The sequence below is a fragment of the Pseudomonas lyxosi genome, assembly GCF_047758685.1.
GTDB lineage: Bacteria > Pseudomonadota > Gammaproteobacteria > Pseudomonadales > Pseudomonadaceae > Aquipseudomonas > Aquipseudomonas lyxosi.
The window spans coordinates 70,665-90,057 of record NZ_CP180481.1 but is presented as its reverse complement, the minus strand read 5'-3'; the positions used below and the strand labels follow the sequence as shown (position 1 = coordinate 90,057).

Sequence of the window (19,393 nt, the reverse complement as noted above, 5' to 3'; positions counted from 1 at the left end):
GGTTTGCGCGAAGCCAGAAGTTCTATCGAAATTTCATTGGTCAATGATGATCGTTCCCACGCTCTGCGTGGTAACGCCTCAAGGGACGCTCCGCGTCCAGTGACGCGGAGCGTCACGGGCTGCATTCCCACGCAGAGCGTGGGAATGCTCAGGTGGAGGCGGGGTTACTTACCAGGAGTAAGAGTCAACCGCTTGTTGCCATACGCCTTGTCAAAGTTCTGCGGCTGCATCGGCAGACTCATGTATTGCCCCTTCAGCCAAGGATCAATGCTGTCGAGGTAGTTCGGACTCGCCGGATTACCGGATTGCCCCGTACCGTTCTGCCCCATCAGTGGTTCGGCCTGGCCGAAGTCGACGATAAAGCGCATGGCCGGCGCCAGGGTGGTGTTGAAATCCTGACCCCAGGCGAATGCTGCAGTATTCAGTGTGGTGTGGTCGCCACCGGCTGCAAGCGGGCCGCGCACCGTCTGGCCACCGGTGTTTTTCCATTCGTAGCGGTGCAGTTTGCCCCATTGCCAGGCTTTGTGATCGCCGCCCAACTGACTGTCGCCCGCGCTGATCGCGGCTGCCAGGCTGCGGGCGAGGATCGCCGGTTTATCTTCTTTCTGTGGCGTGCGAGCGTCATCCCAGAACGGACTGTCCTCACGACCCAGCAGGTGATCGGCCTGGGCCGCGTAGGACAACTTGCCGTTGGCGATAAAGGCTTTCCACGTCAGGCTGCTTTCCGGGCCCAGTTCGTCGAGGAAGATTTGCTGGGTGCTTTGCTGCAGGAACAATTCGTAAATCGCTGCATCAGCGGAGGTCGGGCTGAGTTTGCCGTCGAAGGCCATCAGGCGGGTATACGCCTCGCGAGCCTTGCCACGATCCGCCTCAGGCAACGCTTCGATGGCCTGCTTGAGCGGTTGCGACATGCCCGGTGCTTCAAACATTTTCTTCAGCTTGGCAGCGAAAGTGGTGGTCTGGTCGTATTGCATGGCGATCAGGCTGCGCGTGTCGTGTTTGCCCACGCCTGCCAGTTCGGCCAGGCGTTCGCCACGCTCCGGCGCCGACCATGAATTGGACAGCTGCATGCCGTAGCCATGGGGAATGACGCGCTGGTTGGCGGTGCCGAGCCAGCCCTGGGCCGGATCCTGGTCGTAGGGATGGAGCATCGGGTCGGCGTAACCATCCCAATCGTAACGACCTTCCCAGCCCGGCGACGGCAGCAGGCCTTCGCCTTCGCGACGGTTCGGGAAGCGACCGGTGACTTGCCAGCCGATGTTGCTGGCGTCGGCAAATACCAGGTTCAGCGCGATGGCGCGGATTTCACGGCTGGCGTCCGAAGCTTTCTCGACGGTCTGGGCGCGGGACAGGTCGAAAAACGCATCCAGGGTCTTGTCATCGGTGAAGTTCGGCGTCTGCAAGGCCAGGCCGAAACCGTTGGCCAGCGTCGTGCCTTGGGCACTGTTGAGCAGCGGGCCATGGCGGGTTTCGTACACCACTTCGCGAATCGGCCGCTGTCCTTTGACGAAGTAGGTTTCGTTACGCACGATCGCCGGCTGCCATTTGCCGCCAACCTCGTAGGAAAGACCATTACCCTGGCGTTTGATTTTTTCCAGGAACAGGTCCTGGTTATCGCCCATGACGGTGGTCATGCTCCACGCCACTTTGCCGTTGAAACCGCCGAGCACCATCGGCAAACCGGCAATCGTCACACCAGAAGCCTGGTATTTCGGCGCGCGAATCTGCACGTAACTGAACAACGACGGCACGCCCAGTGGGCCATGGCTGTCGCTGGCCAGCAGGCTTTTGCCGCTGCGGCTGCGTTGCGGGCCGATCGCCCAGTTGTTCGACGAGGTCGCGCCCAGCAGATTCAGATCAGACAGTTGGCTCGTGGCTTTGCTGATCTCGGCCAGGCCCGGGATTTGCCCGTTGAGCTTGATGCCCTGAAGTTTTTCAGCTTCGGCCAGCGGCAGTTTTTCATCGGGAGCGGACGGCGTCAGCCACGGGAGCTTGTCGGTGCTGACGGTCTGGGCCAGCATCAGCGAGGAGATTTCTTCCGGCAGGTTCGCCGACTGGCTGAAGTTCAGCAGGCAGAAAATCAGCGCCGAATCTTCCGGCTTCCAGTATTCAGGCTTGTAGCCGGTGGCCGCGAGGTCCGCCGGCAGCTTGTCGCGATAGCGGAACAGGTAGGCGTTGACGCCACGGGCATAGACTTCGAAGAAGCGTTTAAGGCGCGGCGAAGACGCCTTGTACAGCTCGTCGGCGCTTTTCTTCAGATTGACGGCACGCATGTAGCGGTCAGCGTCGAGCAGGTCTGAACCGGACATCTCCGACAAACGGCCCTGAGCCAACAGGCGCAGGGTGACCATTTGCGTGATGCGGTCGGTGGCGTGGACGTAACCCAGGGTGAACAGTGCGTCGTGGAAGGTGTTGCTTTCGATCAACGGCATGCCCATGGCATTGCGGCGCACCGAAACGTTCTGCGCCAGGCCCTTGAGCGGCTGCACGCCGGTGGTCGGCGGGAGGGTGTCCTGGGTGTTCCAGGTCTGACAACCGGTCAGGCTCAAAACACCGGCCACTGCTGCGGCAACGCCGAACCGGGGAAGAAAATGTGTAAGGGCTGGCGAGGCCATGGCAAAGCTCCTGCGGGGGGTAGCGTCATTAAAGGCGCTACGTTAGTGAGCAGGAGGTGCCCGCGCAAGCGGCGGCGGGGTTATTTCTTCGCGGTGATCGTTCCCATGCTCTGCGTGGGAATGTTTGCGTTCTATAGCTTGCCTGTAGGAACAGGTGATGCTGAAGTGCGGGAAATTCAATGACCCCCGCATGAGAAAAACCGGCATGGAGCTCAAAACAAACGCGGCGCTGATCATCATCGATCAACAAAAAGGCATCCTGCATCCCAAGCTGGGTCGCCGAAATAATCTTCAGGCCGAGCAGCGAATCCTCGATTTGCTAGGGCATTGGCGTCAAACCGGGCGACCGGTCATTCATGTGCAGCACCTGTCCCGTTCACCTGATTCAGTGTTCTGGCCGCAGCAATCGGGGGTGGAATTTCAGGAACGGTTTCAGCCACAGACCGGTGAGCAACTTGTTCAAAAGCAGGTGCCGGATGCGTTTTGTGCGACGGGGCTTGAGAAAAGTTTGCGAGAGGCGGGGATCGATCAGTTGGTCATTGTCGGCGTAGCGACCAATAACTCGGTGGAGTCCACGGCGCGAACGGCCGGTAATCTGGGGTTTGAAACGTGGGTCGTGGAGGATGCGTGTTTTACCTTCGACAAGGCTGACTACTTCGGCAACGCCCATTCAGCTGAAGAAGTGCATGCGATGTCGTTGGGCAATCTGCATGGGGAATATGCGACGGTCGTGAGCTCTGCGCAGATTTTGTAGGAGCGAGCGATCGCTCACTCCTACAGAGCAGTGCTTCAACGCTTTATGCGCCGTGGCACTTCTTGAATTTCTTGCCGTTGCCGCATGGGCAAGGATCGTTGCGGCCGACGTCTTTCAGGGCGTTGCGCACCGGTTCCTGGTGGGCGTGGCCGCAGTTCGGGCCGTGGACATGGCCATGGTCGTGATCATGGTGGTCGTGATGGTCATGATCGTGGTTGCAGTCAGGGCCATGGACATGGGGTTGCTGGGTCATCGGTTTTGCTCCGGAATTAAATCGGCGGGGATTATCACGCCATTGCGCGCCAGGTGCACGTAGTGCGCGATGAATAAACCGGTTTCCAGTTCACCTTCCAGACGATAGGGAATGGGCTGGTCGGGTTTTTTCAGCAGTTTCACCACATCCCGCACCTTGGGCCACAGATTGGTGCGGATCGGTACTTTAAAGTAGGCACTGCGTTTGGGACCGACTGTGAACCAGTGTTCGTGCTCACCTTCGGTCAGCAGCATGTCGCCCAAGTGAATGCGGTACTCGATGCCCCGCACCGTCAGGTCACTGTCGTTGGGGTTGTCGACGCGAAAGTGCAGCAGGAATCGCTGTTGCATAAGTTTGGCCTGGACTACTTCGACCTTGACCAGATGCACCTGCGGTTCCGGTTCATCGTCGCCGAACCAGGACGCACAGCCGCCAAGCCCCAGAAACAGGAGCAAGGTGAGGGTTTGAAAGACGCGCCGCTGACTGAGCATGGAGTGACTCCCTTTGATGCCCAGTCTAGCCTCTTGCGATTACCTCATCTGCTGAAATAACCCGCACAACACTTTTTGAATTTCTGTCCGCTGGCGCAAGGGCACGCATCATTGCGTCCGGCCTTGAGTTGTACGGTGGGGTCGATGAAATACCAGCGGCCCGCGTTCTGCACGAACGACGAGCGTTCGCGGTGGCTGTGTTCACCGCTGCCATCGTGCCAGCGCGCGGTAAAGGTCACGAAGGCATGTTCCGGCTGACCGCCCAAGACCTCGGAGCTTTCCACTTCAAGGCCCAGCCAGGTGCTTTGGGCGCTCCAGTCGCTGATGGACTGTCGATCGAGGTCTGCCTGTTGTGCGGGCAGGGTGGTCGCCACCAGATAATCGATCAGCCCCAGTACGTACGCGCTGTAGCGCGAACGCATCAAGGCTTCGGCACAAGGCGCCGGATGACCGGCGTGGTAATGACCGCAGCAGGCATCAAGCAGGGTGCCGCTACCGCAGGGGCAAATGGATGTACTCATTGCGTTACCACCAATATTTCCCGAAGTTTTCCGGATTGGCCCAGAACCGTGAGTTGAGCCAGTCGGGGACTTGTTTGTAGTCAAGCAGATCATAGGTGAACAGGGTCAGCACTTGATCGTCGCGCTGGAAGCGTTCGCTGGCTTGCAGGGCCAGGGAGAAAAAATCGGTTTCCTGCCAGCCGCTGGCCGGCAAGTCCGCCAGCACCGCGATGCGACTGGCGTTGAGGTTTCGGATCCCGCCAAGCAGGTTCAGGCCATCGCGTTTGGGCAAGTGCTCGAGGCAATCGACCACCAGCGCCAGGTCAAACCGGCGCGCCGCCAGTTCGGCCGGCAACGCCCCGGGCGCCGCATGGGCCACACAAGCGTCCGGGTGCGCCAGCTTGAAGGCCTCAAGCGCGGGGAACTCGCTGGCGCCAATCAGCAACAGGCGCGCGGGGGCATAACGATCAAGCAAAGCGGCCAACGCCTGCTGGGGCGTGCGCGAAGAAATACCTGCAATCATCGAAGATCCTCAATCAGAGCTGCCAAGACTAGCCTGCTCAAAGGGCCGGGCCTAGAGCTGGTTCGTCCTAAAAGCGCCGATCTGCCGTGAACACGGGTTAAAACAGCAATGGCCTATTGCTGGCGGAGATTAAAACTCGGGTCTTTACTACCTGAATCGGTTCTAAGCCGATCCCCTCAGGAGAAAACTAGATGAGCATAGTTCGCACAGCATTACCCTTGGTTCTGCTAACCAGTGTGTTGACTGGTTGCGCAGGTTTGCAGAAAACCGACTGGCCGACCTGTGCGGCGGTCGGCGGTGTCGTGGGTGCAGGTCTCGGCGCGACCGAGAGCTCGGCATGGGCGGGGTATGGCGCGCTGCTCATCGGCGGCACCGCTGCGGCCTATTGCTGGGTTCACGGTGATGGCGACGAAGACGGCGATGGCGTGCCGGATAGCCGCGACAAGTGCCCGGGAACACCTAGAGGCGTGCGGGTCGATGCCGATGGTTGCCCTCCACCGGTGCCTGCACCAGTGGTCGAAGAAGCGGCCGTGGTTAGAGAAGAAGTCATCGTCATTCGCGATGTTCACTTCCAGTTCGACAAGGCCACACTGACCCCTGCCGACAAAGTGGTACTCGATAAAATCGCCACTCGCTTGAAAGGGGAAGCGCCTAACGCCCAACTGACTGTAACCGGTCACACCGACAGCGTGGGCAGCGATACCTATAACCAGAAACTGTCGGATCGTCGTGCGCACTCGGTAGTTGAATACCTGATTTCCCAAGGTGTACCACGCAGCAGCTTCGTTTCTGTCACCGGTGCCGGTGAAAGCCAGCCGGTTGCCGATAACAAAACCGCTGACGGCCGCTCGATGAACCGTCGCACGGAAATCAAAATCAACCGCTAAACCCCTCGTACTCCGCGGCTTGTGCAGTCGCGGATGCGGGTCTTTACTCCTGTGTGACCGGCATTGGCCGGTAACACAGGAGCTTTCACCATGAGTGTTCTCACACGGACCGTCTTGCCGGTTGTGCTGCTTGGCAGCCTGTTGACCGGTTGCGCTACTCACAGCGATGGCACCGCCCCCCTCAATCAACGAACCTGGCCAGTCTGCAGCGTTATCGGCGGCCTGGTCGGTGGCGGTCTGGGCGCTCTCCAAAGTAGCGGTTGGGCGGCCGGAGGGGCGGCGCTTGGTATCTTGACCGGTGGCTTGATCTGTTACGCCCAGGATGGCGACGAAGACGACGATGGTGTTTTCGATCGACGCGATCGCTGTCCTGATACGCCGGCCAATACCTCCGTCGAACATCATGGTTGCCCCTTGCCAAAGTACCCGGCCAGCGTGAAACCTGAACCTGTGCAATCGGAGGTCATCACCCTGAGCGACGCGGGCGACGTACTGTTTGCCTTCAACCAGTCCGACCTGACCCCTGCCGCGCAGAGCAAGCTGGATTCGCTGATGCCCAAACTGCAAAGCGCCGATGTGGTGAGCATCAAGGTGATCGGTCATACCGACAGCGTCGGCTCGGACACCTATAACCAGGCACTCTCGGAACGTCGCGCCAGTAGCGTGGCGGCCTACCTGTTGAGCCAGGGCCTGGCGCCGAACAAGCTCACCAGCGAGGGCAAGGGCCAAAGTCAGCCGGTGGCCGATAACGAAACGGAAGAAGGACGGGCGAAAAACCGTCGGGTGGAGTTGCACATCAATCGCTGAGCCCCGTGATAGAGCCGTCGGACCAGAATTGAAGTCAGTCCGGCGGCCATTCGGCGGCCTTCATGAAGAATTTTCCGTTGCCCTCTGGCTTATCCCGCGTGGAAGCCGGTACTGTGCGCGCAAAGAATAATTCTCAACGGGGGAGCGTATGAACGTGTTCTGGGGGCTGGGGAAGTTGTTGACCCTGCTGTTCTGGCTGGTGGTGCTGGTCAATCAGCTCATGCCGTTTGTCAATCCTCTGCATCTGTTGGTCGATGTGGCCGGCGGCCTGCTGGCATGCCTTCATCTTCTTGAGGCGGTGTTCTGTTTCCGCAGCCTCAGAGGTCGCGCCCACCCTTGGCTTGATCGCCTGAAGATCCTCTTTTTCGGCGTTTTCCACCTGCAAACCATCCCGGTTCCGACCGCGCCTAAGGCTTCCCATGCGTAAACTCTGTCTGCTCGCTGCACTCATCAGCCCGTTGGCCTGCGCCCAGGTGGTGAGCGTCGAAACCAACTCGCTGATGCGTTTGCCCAACACCGCCAGCACCTTGCAGCTGGAACGCCTGGAAGTGGCTGACTACGGCACGTTGTTGATTCCCTCGAATGTGACGGAGGTATCCGTCGGTGAATTGCGTCTGGGGCGTGAAGCGCGGATCGCCATCGTTCCCGGCGAACAGCCGCTTGAGCTGAAGGTCATTCGTGCGCAGTTGTCGGAAGGCAGCCAGATCACGGCTCGCGGCGCGCCGGGGACTTACCTCAAGGCCGCCCGCTCCGGGCGTAACCTGAACTTGCAGATCAAGGCACTGAGTGCGCCGCTATTGTTGGTGGACGCTCGCGGCGGTGCGGGCGCACCGGGGTTTGTCGGTCTCGATGGGGCCAACGGTCAGGCACCGGGTTGTACCTGGGGCCAGGCCGGTCGTGGTGCCGATGGCAGTGACGGCAGCGACGGTCAGCCGGGCGCGCCGGGTGGACTGGTTCGTCTGGAAGTGCCGCGCGATTACCCGGCGGAACTGATCAAGGTTCAGGTGGCCGGCGGTGACGGCGGTGTGGCCGGGCCTGGCGGTAAACCGGGCGCGGGTGGCAAGGCCAAGGGCTGTTTCGTTTACAAGGCCGATGGCGGCAAGAGCGGCCGCCCTGGCGCTGACGGTCAGCCGGGGCCTGCCGGTGCGGCGGGTTCGGTGACTGTTCAGCGGTTGTAACCCTTTAATTGATTGTTCCCACGCTCCGCGTGGGAATACAGCCCGTGACGCTCCGCGTCACTGGACGCGGAGCGTCCCTTGAGGCATTCCCACGCAGAGCGTGGGAACGATCACGGTCGAGCCGCAGCAATCGCCACCAGCACCAACCCGACAATCAGATTAATCCCCACCAACTTGCGAATTTTCCCAAGTGTCGCCGCCCCGGTCGGCCAATCCTGCGCCGCCACTGCCGTGCGCAATTCCGGCAACAACAACGCCTGAATCCGGATAAACAGCGCCGTCATCACCACGTACAAGCCCATCATCACCTGCACATACCGCGGTGCCATTTCAAAACCGCTGTACTGCAGATGAATCATGCCCACTCCGCTGACCGGCAACAGCACCACCGCGACCCAGACCCAGCGGAAAAAACCTTGAAACACTTCAACCCACAGCTTCAACCGGGCCGGGCCTTCCAAAGCCTTCATCGCCGCGGGGCGCAAGACCATCCACGCGAAAAACATGCCGCCCACCCACACCAGGGCTGACAGTACATGCAGGGTATAAACAAGGCCAAAAGGTGTCATTGGGGTACTCCGTTCTGCGCGGGATTAATTAGCGGGGTATGATAGCGGCCGATTCAGGGGGCGTTCCCAGTTAGTTTCCGCGCCGCGCCGGGTCTGCTGTTGTGCAGGGCAAGGCGCGAGAAGCGTGGTTTGGTCATTCCAAATAAGCTTCGAGCAACGCAGCCCTGCACAACAGCAGGCCCGGCCCTTCGGGTTGTGCCCTAAAGCGAGCCAGGCTGCGTTGCAGGCCTTGAAAAGGGAACAACCATTTCCAGCGGCCTGCGCCTTGCCTGGCTCGCTTTAAGGCAACAACGCGGCGTGGAAACTAACTGAGAACGCCCCCCAAACCACTGAAAATTTATCCAGCGTTTTTTGCGCCCGACAATCCATGATCAGCACTGAACTCAAAACCACGATCCAGGGCGCCTACTCGCGTTTTCTCGAAGCCAAGAGCCTCAAGCCGCGCTACGGCCAACGCCTGATGATCGCCGAAATTGCCAAGGTCCTCGGTGACATCGACACCGACGACGAAGGCCGGCGCAGTGGCGACCCCGCGATTGTCGCGGTGGAAGCCGGCACCGGTACCGGCAAAACCGTGGCCTACAGCCTGGCCGCCATCCCCACGGCCAAGGCCGCCGGCAAACGCCTGGTGATTGCCACGGCCACCGTGGCCCTGCAAGAGCAGATCGTCTACAAGGATTTGCCCGACCTGATGCGCAACAGCGGGCTGAACTTCAGCTTCGCCCTGGCCAAGGGGCGCGGGCGCTACATGTGCCTGTCCAAGCTCGACATGTTGTTGCAGGAAGGTCACGCACAAACTGCCACGGCGCAGCTGTTCGAAGAAGAAGGCTTCAAGATCGAGGTCGACGAGGCCAGTCAGAAGCTGTTCACCAGCATGATCGAGAAACTCGCCGGCAATAAGTGGGACGGCGACCGCGACAGTTGGTCCACCGCCCTGGAAGACGCCGACTGGGCACGCCTGACCACCGATCACAGCCAGTGCACTAACCGCCATTGCCCGAACTTCGGCCAGTGCGCCTTCTACAAGGCCCGCGAAGGCATGGGCAAGGTCGACGTGATTGTCACCAACCACGACATGGTCCTGGCCGACCTGGCGCTGGGCGGCGGCGCCGTGCTGCCGGACCCGCGCGACACCATCTACGTGTTCGACGAAGGCCACCACCTGCCGGACAAGGCCATCGGCCATTTCGCCCATTACACGCGTCTGCGTTCCACCGCCGACTGGCTGGAAACCACCGCCAAGAACCTCACCAAGTTGCTGGCCCAGCATCCGCTGCCGGGCGACCTGGGCAAGTTGATCGAACAAGTGCCGGAACTGGCGCGGGAGATCAAGACCCAGCAGCAATTCATGTTCAGCGCCTGCGAGCAGGTCGCCGATTTCAAACCCGGCGAAGACGTCGAAGGTCGCGAGCGGCCGCGTCATCGCTTCGTCGGCGGGGTGATTCCCGAGCACATGCGCGAAATGGGCATCGAGCTGAAGAAGGGCTTTGCCCGTCTGACTGACCTGTTCACCCGGCTCACCGAACTGCTCAAGGAAGGCATGGACGGTGAGGTCAACATCGGCATCGCCAGCAACCAGGCCGAAGAGTGGTATCCGCTGTTCGGCAGCCTGTTGTCCCGTTCTTCGGGCAATTGGGAGTTGTGGACTGCGTTCACCGTCGAAGACCCGGAAGACAACCCGCCGATGGCCCGCTGGCTGACCTTGGCCGAAAGCGGCTCGCTGTTCGACATCGAGGTCAACGCCAGCCCGATCCTCGCGGCGGAAATGCTCCGTCGCAATTTGTGGAACGTGGCCTACGGCGCTCTGGTGACCTCCGCGACCCTGACCGCGCTCGGCACCTTCGATCGCTTCCGCATGCGCGCCGGTCTGCCGAAAAAAGCTGTGACCGCGGTGGTTCCAAGCCCGTTTCATCATGCTGACGCTGGCGTGCTGCGAGTGCCGGACCTGAAGGCCGATCCGCGTGATGCGCCGGCCCACACCGCGGCGATCATCCGTGACTTGCCGGCATTGGTGGAAGGTTCGCGCGGTACCCTGGTGCTGTTCTCCTCGCGCAAACAGATGCAGGACGTGTTCGACGGCCTCGATCGTGACTGGCGCAAGCAAGTGTTCATTCAAGGCAACCTGTCGAAACAGGAAACCCTGAACAAGCACAAGGCGCGGGTCGATGGTGGCGATTCCAGCGTGTTGTTCGGCCTGGCGAGTTTCGCCGAAGGGGTCGACTTGCCCGGTGCTTATTGCGAACACGTGGTGATCGCGAAGATTCCATTCTCGGTGCCCGATGATCCGGTCGAAGCGGCCCTGGCCGAGTGGATCGAGGCTCGGGGTGGCAATCCGTTCATGGAAATCTCCGTGCCGGATGCTTCGCTGAAGCTGGTCCAGGCCTGCGGTCGCTTGCTGCGCACCGAAGAAGACCGCGGCACCATCACTTTGCTCGATCGACGTCTGGTCACCCAGCGTTATGGCAAGGCAATCCTCAATGCGTTGCCACCCTTCCGTCGAGAAATTTCCTGATACACCGGTGGGCAAATTTGCCCACCGCGTTGTCTATCTCTCTACCATCGCTTTTCCACTGACCCATTGAAGGTCGTTAGGGAGAATTTCGTTCTCATGATTCGCCGTTCGTTGCCTGCCGTTTTCGCTCTGATGTTCGCAGCCCCTTTGCTGGCGGCTCCTGCCGGCCAACAGACGCTGTTCAACTTTGTGCGCCCCGCCGATGTGGTCCAGGTGGCGACTCAGGACGCCAGCCTGCCGCAATCCAACGCCGAGCAAACGGCCGAAGGCGAAGTGCTGCGTCGGGTGACGTTCAACCCGGCGGCACAACCGACCTTGCGCCTGACCCCGCAGACGGGCGCCTGGGACTGGTCGCAGTCGGGCTTCATGAGTTTGCGGATTCAGAGCGCAATGAACTGGGCTGTGACCCTGTACGTGAAAATCCAGAGCAACGACGGCAAGACGTTGGTCAGCCGCGTCGACTTGCCGGCCGGCCCTGCGCAAACCTTGTTGGTGCCGCTGCAGCCCTTTACGCCTTTGAGCCTGGGCCTGAAAGCCGGCCCACCGATGCCGATGACGTTTGACGGGCAGCGCGTCTTGCTGGCCAGCAGCGCCGGTGAGCTGGAGCGCAGCCAGGTGGTGTCGGTGACCTTGTCGATGGATCAGCCGAAAGTCGCGCAAAGCATTCTGCTTGAGCGCTTTGGCGTGCAGGACGGCGATGCGGTTACCCAAGCGGCTTTTGGCGGCCTTGTAGACGCTTACGGCCAGTCGACCCGGGCCAAATGGCCAGAGAAAGTCAGCAGCGACGAGCAACTGAAAAGCGCCGCCGCCAAGGAACATCAGCAACTGAAAACCTGGCTGGCCGAGCGCGAGAAGTCGTCCCTGGACAAGTTCGGTGGCTGGAACAAAGGCCCGGCATTCAAGGCCAGCGGCTTTTTCCGCACTGAGAAGCGCGACGGTCGCTGGTACCTGGTGACGCCGGAAGGGCATCCGTTCTATTCGCTCGGGGTCAACACCGTCACCCCGGACGTCGACCAGACTTACGTCGCCGGCCGTGAGTGGATGTTTGAATCGCTGCCCAAACCCGACGAGCCGCTGGCCAGCCACTATGGCGAAGGCGACAACCGGGGCGGCAACGGTGTCGATCAGGGCCGTGGCTACAATGCCGGTCGCTGGTACGACTTCTATGGCGCCAACTTGCAGCGTCTGTATGGTCCGCCGTGTGTGGTGACCAGCGACACCAAGGCCGGTGTCGCCGAAGCGGCCAAGGCTGACGCGGTTGCGGCAACGGCAACAGTGGAGAAGGCTGCTGAGCAACCTGTCGTTCCTTCGACGGCCGAATCCGGTGTCGCCGAAGCAGCCAAGACCGGTGCCGTTGAAGCGACCGCCGCGAAAGCAGCTGAGCAAACACCTGCCGAACCCTGCAAAGCGGTGGTTGATGAACAGCGCTGGGCCAGCCACACCCTTGATCGCCTACAAGCCTGGGGCTTCAACACCATCGGCAACTGGAGCGCCCCGGCGCTGGCCAACGCTGACCGTGTGCCGTACACCTTGCCGCTGTCGATCGTCGGCGATTACGCCAGCATCAGCACAGGCACCGACTGGTGGGGCGGCATGCCGGATCCGTTCGACCCGCGTTTCGCCATGGCCACCGAACGTGCCGTGGCCATCGCCGCGCGCGATCATCGCGACGATCCATGGCTGATCGGCTACTTTGCCGACAACGAATTGGCTTGGGCCGGTCCCGGCGACGACCCGAAAGCCCGTTACGCCTTGGCCTACGGCACCTTGAAAATGACCACCGACGTGCCGGCCAAACGCGCGTTCCTCAAGCAATTGCGGGATAAATACCGCAATCAGGCGGGCCTTTCCAAAGCCTGGGGCATTGATTTGCCGGCCTGGGAACTGATGGAAGACCCGGGCTTCGTGCCGCCGCTGCCAAGCGCCGAATACCCGGAAATCGAAGCCGACTTCAAATACTTCCAGAAGGTTTTCGCCGACACGTACTTCAAGACCCTCTCCGATTCGCTCAAGTGGCACGCGCCGAATCAGCTGTTGCTGGGTGGCCGGTTTGCCATCAGCACCCCGGAAGCGGTTGAGTCCTGCGCCCAGTATTGCGACGTGCTGAGCTTCAACATGTACACCTTGCAACCGCAGGACGGTTACGACTTCGCCAAGCTGCGCAGCCTGGACAAACCGGTGCTGATCACCGAGTTCAACTTCGGCTCCGCGGATCGCGGCCCGTTCTGGGGCGGCGTGACGCAACTGGCGAAGGAAGAAGACCGTGGGCCGGCTTATGCCAATTTCCTCAAACAGGCGATGAGCGAACCGTCGATCGTCGGCGTGCACTGGTTCCAATACCTTGACCAACCGGTGACCGGTCGTCTGCTGGATGGCGAGAACGGTCACTTTGGGCTGGTGGGCATTACCGATCTGCCGTTCCAGGGGTTCGTCGACAGCGTTCGCAAGAGCAATTTGCAGACCGTCGATCAGCTCGGTAAAGAGGCCGAGAAGGCCAAGGCTGAGGCGGATAAAGCCGGTCAAACAGCTGAGGGCGGCAGAAAAGGCGAGGCTGGCAAAGGCGCAGGGCAGGGCGCTGGCCACGCGGGTGGGCATTCCGGCAATGGCCACTGAGTGCTGACAGGCACGTAAGATTTTTTGAGTGTTTCATCCGGGCGGGATGGCGACCGCCCGGCCCGGCCCTGTTCCCAAAACCTTCAATGGCTGGAACAATGCGGCCACTTTGTAGAGCGTTTATCCAGAGGAGTTGCGGGTGCAGATTCAGGGTTTTTACGAGCTGAAGTTCGAAGCGGTGCGTGAGGCTTTCGCGGCACTGTTCGACGATCCTCAGGAACGTGGCGCAGCGTTGTGCATCCAGATTGGCGGTGAAACCGTGGTCGACCTTTGGGCCGGTAGCGCTGACAAGGATGGCACCGAAGCCTGGCACAGCGACACCATCGCCAATCTGTTCTCCTGCACCAAGACCTTTACCGCGGTGACCGCCCTGCAACTGGTGGCCGAAGGCAAGCTGCAACTGGATGCACCGGTTGCCCGCTACTGGCCCGAGTTCGCCGCCGCCGGCAAAGAGTCCGTGACCCTGCGTCAATTGCTCTGCCATCAGGCCGGTCTTCCGGCGCTGCGTGAGCTATTGGCCCCGGAAGCGCTTTACGACTGGCAAACCATGGTCGACGCCCTGGCCGCCGAAGAACCGTGGTGGACGCCGGGAGTCGGTCACGGTTACGCCGCGATCACCTACGGCTGGCTGGTCGGTGAGTTGCTGCGTCGTGCCGACGGTCGTGGACCGGGTGAGTGCATCGTGGCGCGGGTCGCAAAGCCTTTGGGGCTGGATTTCCACGTCGGCCTGGCGGACGAAGAGTTTCATCGCGTGGCGCACATCGCCCGTGGCAAGGGCAATGTCGGCGACGCCGCCGCCCAGCGCTTGCTGCAAGTGACCATGCGCGAGCCGACGGCCATGACCACGAGGGCGTTTACTAACCCGCCGTCGATCATGACCAGCACCAACAAACCCGAGTGGCGACGCATGCAGCAGCCGGCCGCCAATGGCCACGGCAATGCCCGCAGCCTGGCCGGGTTCTATGCCGGTCTGCTCGATGGCAGCTTGCTGGAAAGCGAGTTGCTCGACGAGCTGACGCGCGAGCACAGTGTCGGCGAGGACAAGACTTTACTGACCCGGACCCGTTTTGGCCTGGGTTGCATGCTCGATCAACCGGACGTTCCCAACGCCACCTACGGCCTCGGCCCGCGTGCGTTTGGCCATCCGGGAGCCGGCGGTTCCACCGGCTTTGCTGACCCGGAACACGATGTGGCTTTCGGCTTTGTGACAAATACCTTAGGGCCGTACGTCTTGATGGATCCGCGCGCGCAAAAGCTTGTGCGGGCACTGGCCACTTGTCTGTAAATCGCGCTCAGGGGTTCCAGGGCCGGAACCCCAAGGCCTTTTTGATTTCCAAGCGTCTGTTTATCCGGGTCAATCCGGCCTGATAGTTCATTACTTCATTTTGTGGATATCCAATGTCTTCCAATAAAACCCTCGCTTTGGCCCTGTGCTTCGCTATTACCGGTTGCGCACAAACTCCACAAAATGACTCGGATGGCAGCAGCTGGTGGCCGTTCGGTTCCTCCGACAAAGTCGCCGCTAAAACTCCGGCTCCGGCTCCGGCTCCGGCCCCTGCACCGTTGAAGCCTGCCGCAACCGCTCCGGTTGCCAAGGCTGAAAGCTCCAACCCTTGGTACTGGCCATTCGGTTCCGATGAAGTTCTCGACAAGAAGCCCGAGGTAAAAGCTGAAACCAAGCCTGAAGCCAAACCGGTCGAGGTGGCCAAGGCTGAGGCCGATGCAGGTGGCAAATGGTGGTGGCCGTTCGGTGGTAAAGAGCAAAGCACCGCTAAAGCCGTGCCAATGCCCGATCCTAAAGTTACCCAGGCCTGGCTCGACGACTACGAACCGCGCCTGCGCGAAGCGATCAAGGGCAGCAACCTGCAACTCGAGCGCCGTGAAAACGTATTGGTGGTGACCGCGCCGGTAGAAGGCTCGTTCAACCCTGACCGTCCGGCCATGCTGCTGCCGGTGACCCTTGGCCCGTTCACTCGCGTCGCGAAAATCCTTGAAGTTGATCCAAAGACTGCCGTGCTGGTGCTCGGCCACAGTGATACGTCGGGCGCCGCACCGGCCAACGTGAAACTGAGCCAGGAGCGTGCACAAGCCGTGGCGGCGATCTTCCGCCTTAGCGGTCTGCAGCGTGATCGTCTGATGCTGCGCGGTATGGGTGGCGAAGCCCCGCGTGCTGCCAACGACAGCAATGAAGGCCGTGCCTTGAACCGTCGCGTCGAACTGCTGGTGACCCCGCAAAACACCATGGTCGCGTTGCTGAGCAAGTACAACATGCCGGCCCCGGCGCCAGTGAAGTTGGTCGCTGCCCAGGACATCAAGCCAGTCGTCAAACCGGTCACCCCGGCGCCAGCCGCGAAGAAAGCCGATGTGCCTGCGGCGAAAAAAGCCCCGGCCAAGAAAGCCGCCGCCAAGAAGGCACCGGCTAAAACTGCAACACCGGCGAAAAAGACTGCCCCGGCCAAAGCCGCTGCCGACCCGAAAAAAGTCGCCGACGCCGCCGATACTGTAAAAAAGTGATTCGTTAACCAAAAGGAATGCGCCATGACCCAGGGCCTGGCTGATATGCGTCGCGACTACACCCGTGATGGCCTGACCGAGGCGCAAGCCCCGGCCGAGCCGTTCGCGCTGTTCCATCAGTGGTTCGCCGACGCGGTGAAAACCGAGCAGGTGCCGGTGGAAGCCAACGCCATGACCCTGGCCACCGTCGATCAGGACGGTCGGCCGCATTGCCGCATTCTGCTGCTCAAGGGGCTGGACGAGCAGGGCTTCACCTTCTTCACCAACTATGACAGCGCCAAGGGCCAGCATCTGGCCGCGAACCCGTTCGCAGCCATGACCTTTTTCTGGCCGGCCCTGGAACGCCAGGTGCGTATCGAAGGGCGGGTGGTGAAGGTTACGCCTGAAGAGTCCGACGCCTACTTTCAGGTCCGGCCGCTGGGCAGTCGCCTCGGTGCCTGGGCTTCGCCCCAGAGCCGGGTGATCGCCGATCGTGCCGAGCTGGAAGCGCTGCTCAAGAACACCGAGCAACGTTTCAGCGACACGCAACCTCATTGCCCTGAGCACTGGGGCGGTTATCGTTTGTTACCGGAGCGCATCGAGTTCTGGCAAGGCCGTCCGAGCCGCCTGCACGATCGCCTCAACTATCGTTTGCAGGGCGCCGACTGGATTCTTGAACGTCTGGCACCTTAAGCCGTCTACCGATCGGGATAACCTGCCGCAGCGGCTTCAAGCCACTGCGGCAGGTCTCGGCGCTTGATCTTCTGCGCTTGAGCGTTCGCCAGTTGCTGGAGCATGAACGCCTTTTTCTGCTCGTCTTTACCCGCCAGTGCCAACGCCAGATCGCGGTCCATCCAGCGTTTGATCCGCACGTACAGCCACCAGTGGAAATACAATCCGGCAACGGTAGTGACGACAATGATGAAGTAATCCATGAAAATCCTTGGTTCAGTGGCGCAGATTGCGGAATTTGCCGCTACTGTGTGTCAAGTTCGTGGTAGCGCCCTGTACCGGGCCTGAATCAAACCAATTTTATCCGGGCGAGGCCGTGACAGGCGTCAAGCTGCGGAGTTTAATGAATACCTGTCCTTTGGAGTTGATGCTATGCGTAAGTCTGTTCTGCTGGTTGCTTCCTTTTCCACGATGGCGATGTTGCTCACTGGCTGCCAATCGAGCCTGACCGGTGACTCCTACTCCCGTGACGAAGCGCGTCGGGTGCAGACCGTTCGCATGGGCACCATCGAATCCCTGCGACCGGTCAAAATCGAAGGCACCAAAACCCCGATCGGCGGCCTCGCCGGGGCGGCGGTTGGTGGTGTTGGCGGCAGCGCTATCGGTGGCGGTCGCGGCAGCATCGTTGCTGCAGTTATCGGTGCCGTTGCTGGCGGCCTGATCGGCTCGGCCACAGAAGAAGGCCTGACCCGCGCCCAAGGCGTGGAAATCACTGTTCGCGAAGACGACGGCAGCATGCGCGCCTACGTGCAACAGGTTCAGGAGAATGAAGTGTTCCGTGTTGGCGAGCGGGTGCGGATTGCCACTGTTGATGGGACTAGCCGCGTTTCGCACTAAGCGGGAATATGGGTAAAAGAAAACCCCGATCAGGTGACTGGTCGGGGTTTTTGTTTGTTTGAGGATTATCACGGCGCGGCGCGGGCGCCTATGAAATATTCCAGCCCCTCTGGGAAGTCGACTTTTAGTAGTTTTGCAACCTGTAGGAGTTGAGCACCTGTCAGCTCCAGCTCTCCAGGCTCTATTTCTTCCAGTTTTTTTGACTCGGTCAATTGAGCCAATGCCTGGTTCATCTCATAGTCTTTGATGGTCAGTTGGAACTGCAATGAATCATCTTGTTTTTCATCAGGGTAAAAGCCGGTGATGGATAGATAGCGCATAATTTTTCTCTTCAGTTTTTTGAGGTTCTTCTACCAGGCTTTGCCTTTTTAGTTCGCTCGCCGGTTACGTGATTGAATTCGCCCAAATGCACTGCGAATTTATCGTAAAGCTCTACAGCACCGCTTTTGGAGTCCCATTCATATATACGGCCTCTGCGGTCTAGCCATCGGGCTCGTTTTTTACCTCCACCTCGAACTGAAACCTTCGGTTTTACGGGGAATGCATCAGGGAAGCCTGGGAGGGTTTCTGGATCATCGTAGTACTTATGATCCCCCGGCATGCTCATCACTACATAAACCGGCTTCACCAACGACCCCACCGGAAACACAAGAATGAAATCCTTGTACTCAGGCGGGTAAACCGGATTCACGATGATGCTATCCGCCGCTTTCGTCGGTGGGTACACCCAGATGTGCGGCGCTTTCGGTGCTGCTTCCAAAGCGGGGATGCCGAGGATGTCGGAACCATCCACGGCCGGCGTCCAGATCAGCTCAACGCCATCCCCGAGATCCGCCACCTGCTGGCTGCCGCGCACCGTGAACTGCACAACATCGACCATTTCCCAATCGCGATTCTTGCCGGTGTAGAACCCGTAACCCTTGAGACTGCCATCTGCCTGTTGCTCGACCTGAAGACGAACGCGAGTTCGGGCCTGTTTCAGGGTGCGCAATTGATCTTCGGTATAGAGCGCGCTGTCGCCCAGGCTTGGCGTCCAGAAGAGTGCGACCACGCCGGCCAATACGGCAGATCCAGCAGCGCCAAGTGCTGCAACCGGAGCAGCGAGCGCCGGGGCACGCAGTGCAATTCGGCCAATGCCGAGCGAGAGGGTGCTACCGCTGATGGTTTCGAGATTCAGCAGTCCTGAATCGTCTGCTTCACGAGCGCCGAGCCAGGCAACTTCCCCGTAATCCTTGAGGCTGTCGGTAGGCACCATCCCTGAAGGATTCGAGTAATCGATGATGGCGTCGGGAAGCTTGCAGGACTTGGCGAAGACACAGCCCGCGCGAACGGCTTCGTGCTTTTTCGCTGCAACCTCACGACTCCGTTCGAAGGCGTCTTGCCTTGCGAGCATGGCGTCGTAAGCGTTTTGTCTGGCATCCCGCTCGGCCAGTTCGGTGGCCGTCATGAAGCGGTGAGTGACGTGATGCCCGTCGCCTGACGGTGGGGTCTGAACCCGGGGAATGTCCTTATTGCCAGCCACTGATCTTCCTTGCGTTCGTACGTCGACAGCCCCCAACAAAGGGGCTGTGCGACGTTAACGAACGAGGCTGATCGTGGCTGTAGGACGAGTCTTCAATGACTCTAAGA

At 60.4% G+C, this 19,393-nt stretch carries 20 protein-coding genes; 11 read left to right on the top strand and 9 right to left on the bottom strand.

Annotated features, from left to right (window positions below):
* Nucleotides 1–164 precede the first annotated feature (164 nt).
* Entirely contained in the window at nucleotides 165–2,615 is a 2,451-nt protein-coding gene (locus tag ACMXYI_RS00420) for a penicillin acylase family protein (protein WP_415771025.1), read from the bottom strand.
* Nucleotides 2,616–2,820: 205 nt separating this feature from the next.
* Here ACMXYI_RS00420 and ACMXYI_RS00415 point away from each other — a divergent pair, with 205 nt between their 5' ends.
* On the top strand, nucleotides 2,821–3,369 hold the full coding sequence (locus ACMXYI_RS00415) for a cysteine hydrolase family protein (protein WP_415774005.1): 549 nt from the start codon (nucleotides 2,821–2,823) through the stop codon (nucleotides 3,367–3,369).
* Between the two features lie 43 nt (nucleotides 3,370–3,412).
* Here the strand turns inward: ACMXYI_RS00415 and ACMXYI_RS00410 are convergent, their stop codons facing one another.
* Genes ACMXYI_RS00410 through ACMXYI_RS00395 form a run of 4 tightly spaced genes read right to left on the bottom strand, consistent with a single transcriptional unit; the run spans nucleotide 3,413 to nucleotide 5,136 of the window.
* Entirely contained in the window at nucleotides 3,413–3,622 is a 210-nt protein-coding gene (locus tag ACMXYI_RS00410) for an SEC-C metal-binding domain-containing protein (RefSeq protein WP_007906737.1), read from the bottom strand.
* A complete protein-coding gene (locus ACMXYI_RS00405) occupies nucleotides 3,619–4,113 on the bottom strand; it encodes an LEA type 2 family protein (protein WP_415771022.1) in 495 nt (164 codons plus the stop codon). The genes ACMXYI_RS00410 and ACMXYI_RS00405 overlap by 4 nt, the downstream gene beginning before the upstream one ends.
* 44 nt (nucleotides 4,114–4,157) lie before the next feature.
* Nucleotides 4,158–4,634, bottom strand: a complete 477-nt coding sequence (locus ACMXYI_RS00400; RefSeq protein WP_415771020.1) for a YchJ family protein — start codon at nucleotides 4,632–4,634, stop codon at nucleotides 4,158–4,160.
* Nucleotides 4,635–4,638: 4 nt separating this feature from the next.
* Nucleotides 4,639–5,136: a DUF6231 family protein gene (locus ACMXYI_RS00395; protein WP_415771019.1), complete on the bottom strand. Its 498-nt coding sequence runs from the start codon at nucleotides 5,134–5,136 to the stop codon at nucleotides 4,639–4,641.
* Nucleotides 5,137–5,327: 191 nt separating this feature from the next.
* Between ACMXYI_RS00395 and ACMXYI_RS00390 the strand changes: the two genes are divergently transcribed.
* The 4 genes from ACMXYI_RS00390 to ACMXYI_RS00375 all read left to right on the top strand — a co-directional run bounded on the left by ACMXYI_RS00390 (nucleotide 5,328) and on the right by ACMXYI_RS00375 (nucleotide 8,008).
* Nucleotides 5,328–6,023 carry an OmpA family protein gene (locus tag ACMXYI_RS00390; RefSeq protein ID WP_415771018.1) on the top strand — a complete coding sequence of 232 codons (696 nt, stop codon included), beginning with the start codon at nucleotides 5,328–5,330 and terminating at the stop codon, nucleotides 6,021–6,023.
* A 90-nt stretch (nucleotides 6,024–6,113) separates the two neighbouring features.
* Nucleotides 6,114–6,830 carry an OmpA family protein gene (locus ACMXYI_RS00385; RefSeq protein WP_415771016.1) on the top strand — a complete coding sequence of 239 codons (717 nt, stop codon included), beginning with the start codon at nucleotides 6,114–6,116 and terminating at the stop codon, nucleotides 6,828–6,830.
* A gap of 148 nt (nucleotides 6,831–6,978) precedes the next feature.
* The gene (locus ACMXYI_RS00380; RefSeq protein ID WP_415771014.1) at nucleotides 6,979–7,257 is read left to right on the top strand and encodes a DUF1145 domain-containing protein; all 279 of its coding nucleotides are present in this window, start codon (nucleotides 6,979–6,981) and stop codon (nucleotides 7,255–7,257) included.
* Nucleotides 7,250–8,008, top strand: a complete 759-nt coding sequence (locus ACMXYI_RS00375; RefSeq protein ID WP_415771012.1) for a collagen-like protein — start codon at nucleotides 7,250–7,252, stop codon at nucleotides 8,006–8,008. Before ACMXYI_RS00380 ends, ACMXYI_RS00375 begins: the two co-directional genes overlap by 8 nt.
* 110 nt (nucleotides 8,009–8,118) lie before the next feature.
* Here ACMXYI_RS00375 and ACMXYI_RS00370 read toward each other — a convergent pair whose 3' ends face one another.
* Nucleotides 8,119–8,577 (bottom strand): CopD family protein, encoded by a 459-nt coding sequence (locus tag ACMXYI_RS00370; protein WP_415771010.1) that lies wholly within the window; start codon nucleotides 8,575–8,577, stop codon nucleotides 8,119–8,121.
* A gap of 367 nt (nucleotides 8,578–8,944) precedes the next feature.
* Here ACMXYI_RS00370 and dinG point away from each other — a divergent pair, with 367 nt between their 5' ends.
* The 5 genes from dinG (at nucleotide 8,945) to pdxH (ending at nucleotide 16,888) form a co-directional block, all read left to right on the top strand.
* On the top strand, nucleotides 8,945–11,089 hold the full coding sequence (gene dinG, locus ACMXYI_RS00365; protein ID WP_415771008.1) for an ATP-dependent DNA helicase DinG: 2,145 nt from the start codon (nucleotides 8,945–8,947) through the stop codon (nucleotides 11,087–11,089).
* Nucleotides 11,090–11,185: 96 nt separating this feature from the next.
* The gene (locus ACMXYI_RS00360; RefSeq protein ID WP_415771007.1) at nucleotides 11,186–13,702 is read left to right on the top strand and encodes a beta-agarase; all 2,517 of its coding nucleotides are present in this window, start codon (nucleotides 11,186–11,188) and stop codon (nucleotides 13,700–13,702) included.
* A gap of 139 nt (nucleotides 13,703–13,841) precedes the next feature.
* The gene (locus ACMXYI_RS00355) at nucleotides 13,842–14,987 is read left to right on the top strand and encodes a serine hydrolase domain-containing protein (protein ID WP_415771005.1); all 1,146 of its coding nucleotides are present in this window, start codon (nucleotides 13,842–13,844) and stop codon (nucleotides 14,985–14,987) included.
* Nucleotides 14,988–15,100: 113 nt separating this feature from the next.
* Complete coding sequence (locus ACMXYI_RS00350) at nucleotides 15,101–16,216, top strand: OmpA family protein (protein ID WP_415771003.1); 1,116 nt, start codon at nucleotides 15,101–15,103, stop codon at nucleotides 16,214–16,216.
* A gap of 24 nt (nucleotides 16,217–16,240) precedes the next feature.
* Nucleotides 16,241–16,888, top strand: coding sequence for a pyridoxamine 5'-phosphate oxidase (gene pdxH / locus ACMXYI_RS00345; RefSeq protein WP_415771001.1), 648 nt, complete (start codon nucleotides 16,241–16,243; stop codon nucleotides 16,886–16,888).
* Between the two features lie 5 nt (nucleotides 16,889–16,893).
* Here pdxH and ACMXYI_RS00340 read toward each other — a convergent pair whose 3' ends face one another.
* Entirely contained in the window at nucleotides 16,894–17,130 is a 237-nt protein-coding gene (locus ACMXYI_RS00340; RefSeq protein WP_033059010.1) for a hypothetical protein, read from the bottom strand.
* Between the two features lie 169 nt (nucleotides 17,131–17,299).
* Here ACMXYI_RS00340 and ACMXYI_RS00335 point away from each other — a divergent pair, with 169 nt between their 5' ends.
* A complete protein-coding gene (locus tag ACMXYI_RS00335) occupies nucleotides 17,300–17,764 on the top strand; it encodes a glycine zipper 2TM domain-containing protein (RefSeq protein ID WP_017336812.1) in 465 nt (154 codons plus the stop codon).
* 68 nt (nucleotides 17,765–17,832) lie between these two features.
* Here the strand turns inward: ACMXYI_RS00335 and ACMXYI_RS00330 are convergent, their stop codons facing one another.
* Both ACMXYI_RS00330 and ACMXYI_RS00325 read right to left on the bottom strand, forming a co-directional pair.
* Nucleotides 17,833–18,084, bottom strand: coding sequence for a pyocin S6 family toxin immunity protein (locus tag ACMXYI_RS00330; RefSeq protein ID WP_415771000.1), 252 nt, complete (start codon nucleotides 18,082–18,084; stop codon nucleotides 17,833–17,835).
* A gap of 11 nt (nucleotides 18,085–18,095) precedes the next feature.
* Nucleotides 18,096–19,286: an S-type pyocin domain-containing protein gene (locus ACMXYI_RS00325; protein ID WP_415770998.1), complete on the bottom strand. Its 1,191-nt coding sequence runs from the start codon at nucleotides 19,284–19,286 to the stop codon at nucleotides 18,096–18,098.
* Nucleotides 19,287–19,393 lie beyond the last annotated feature (107 nt).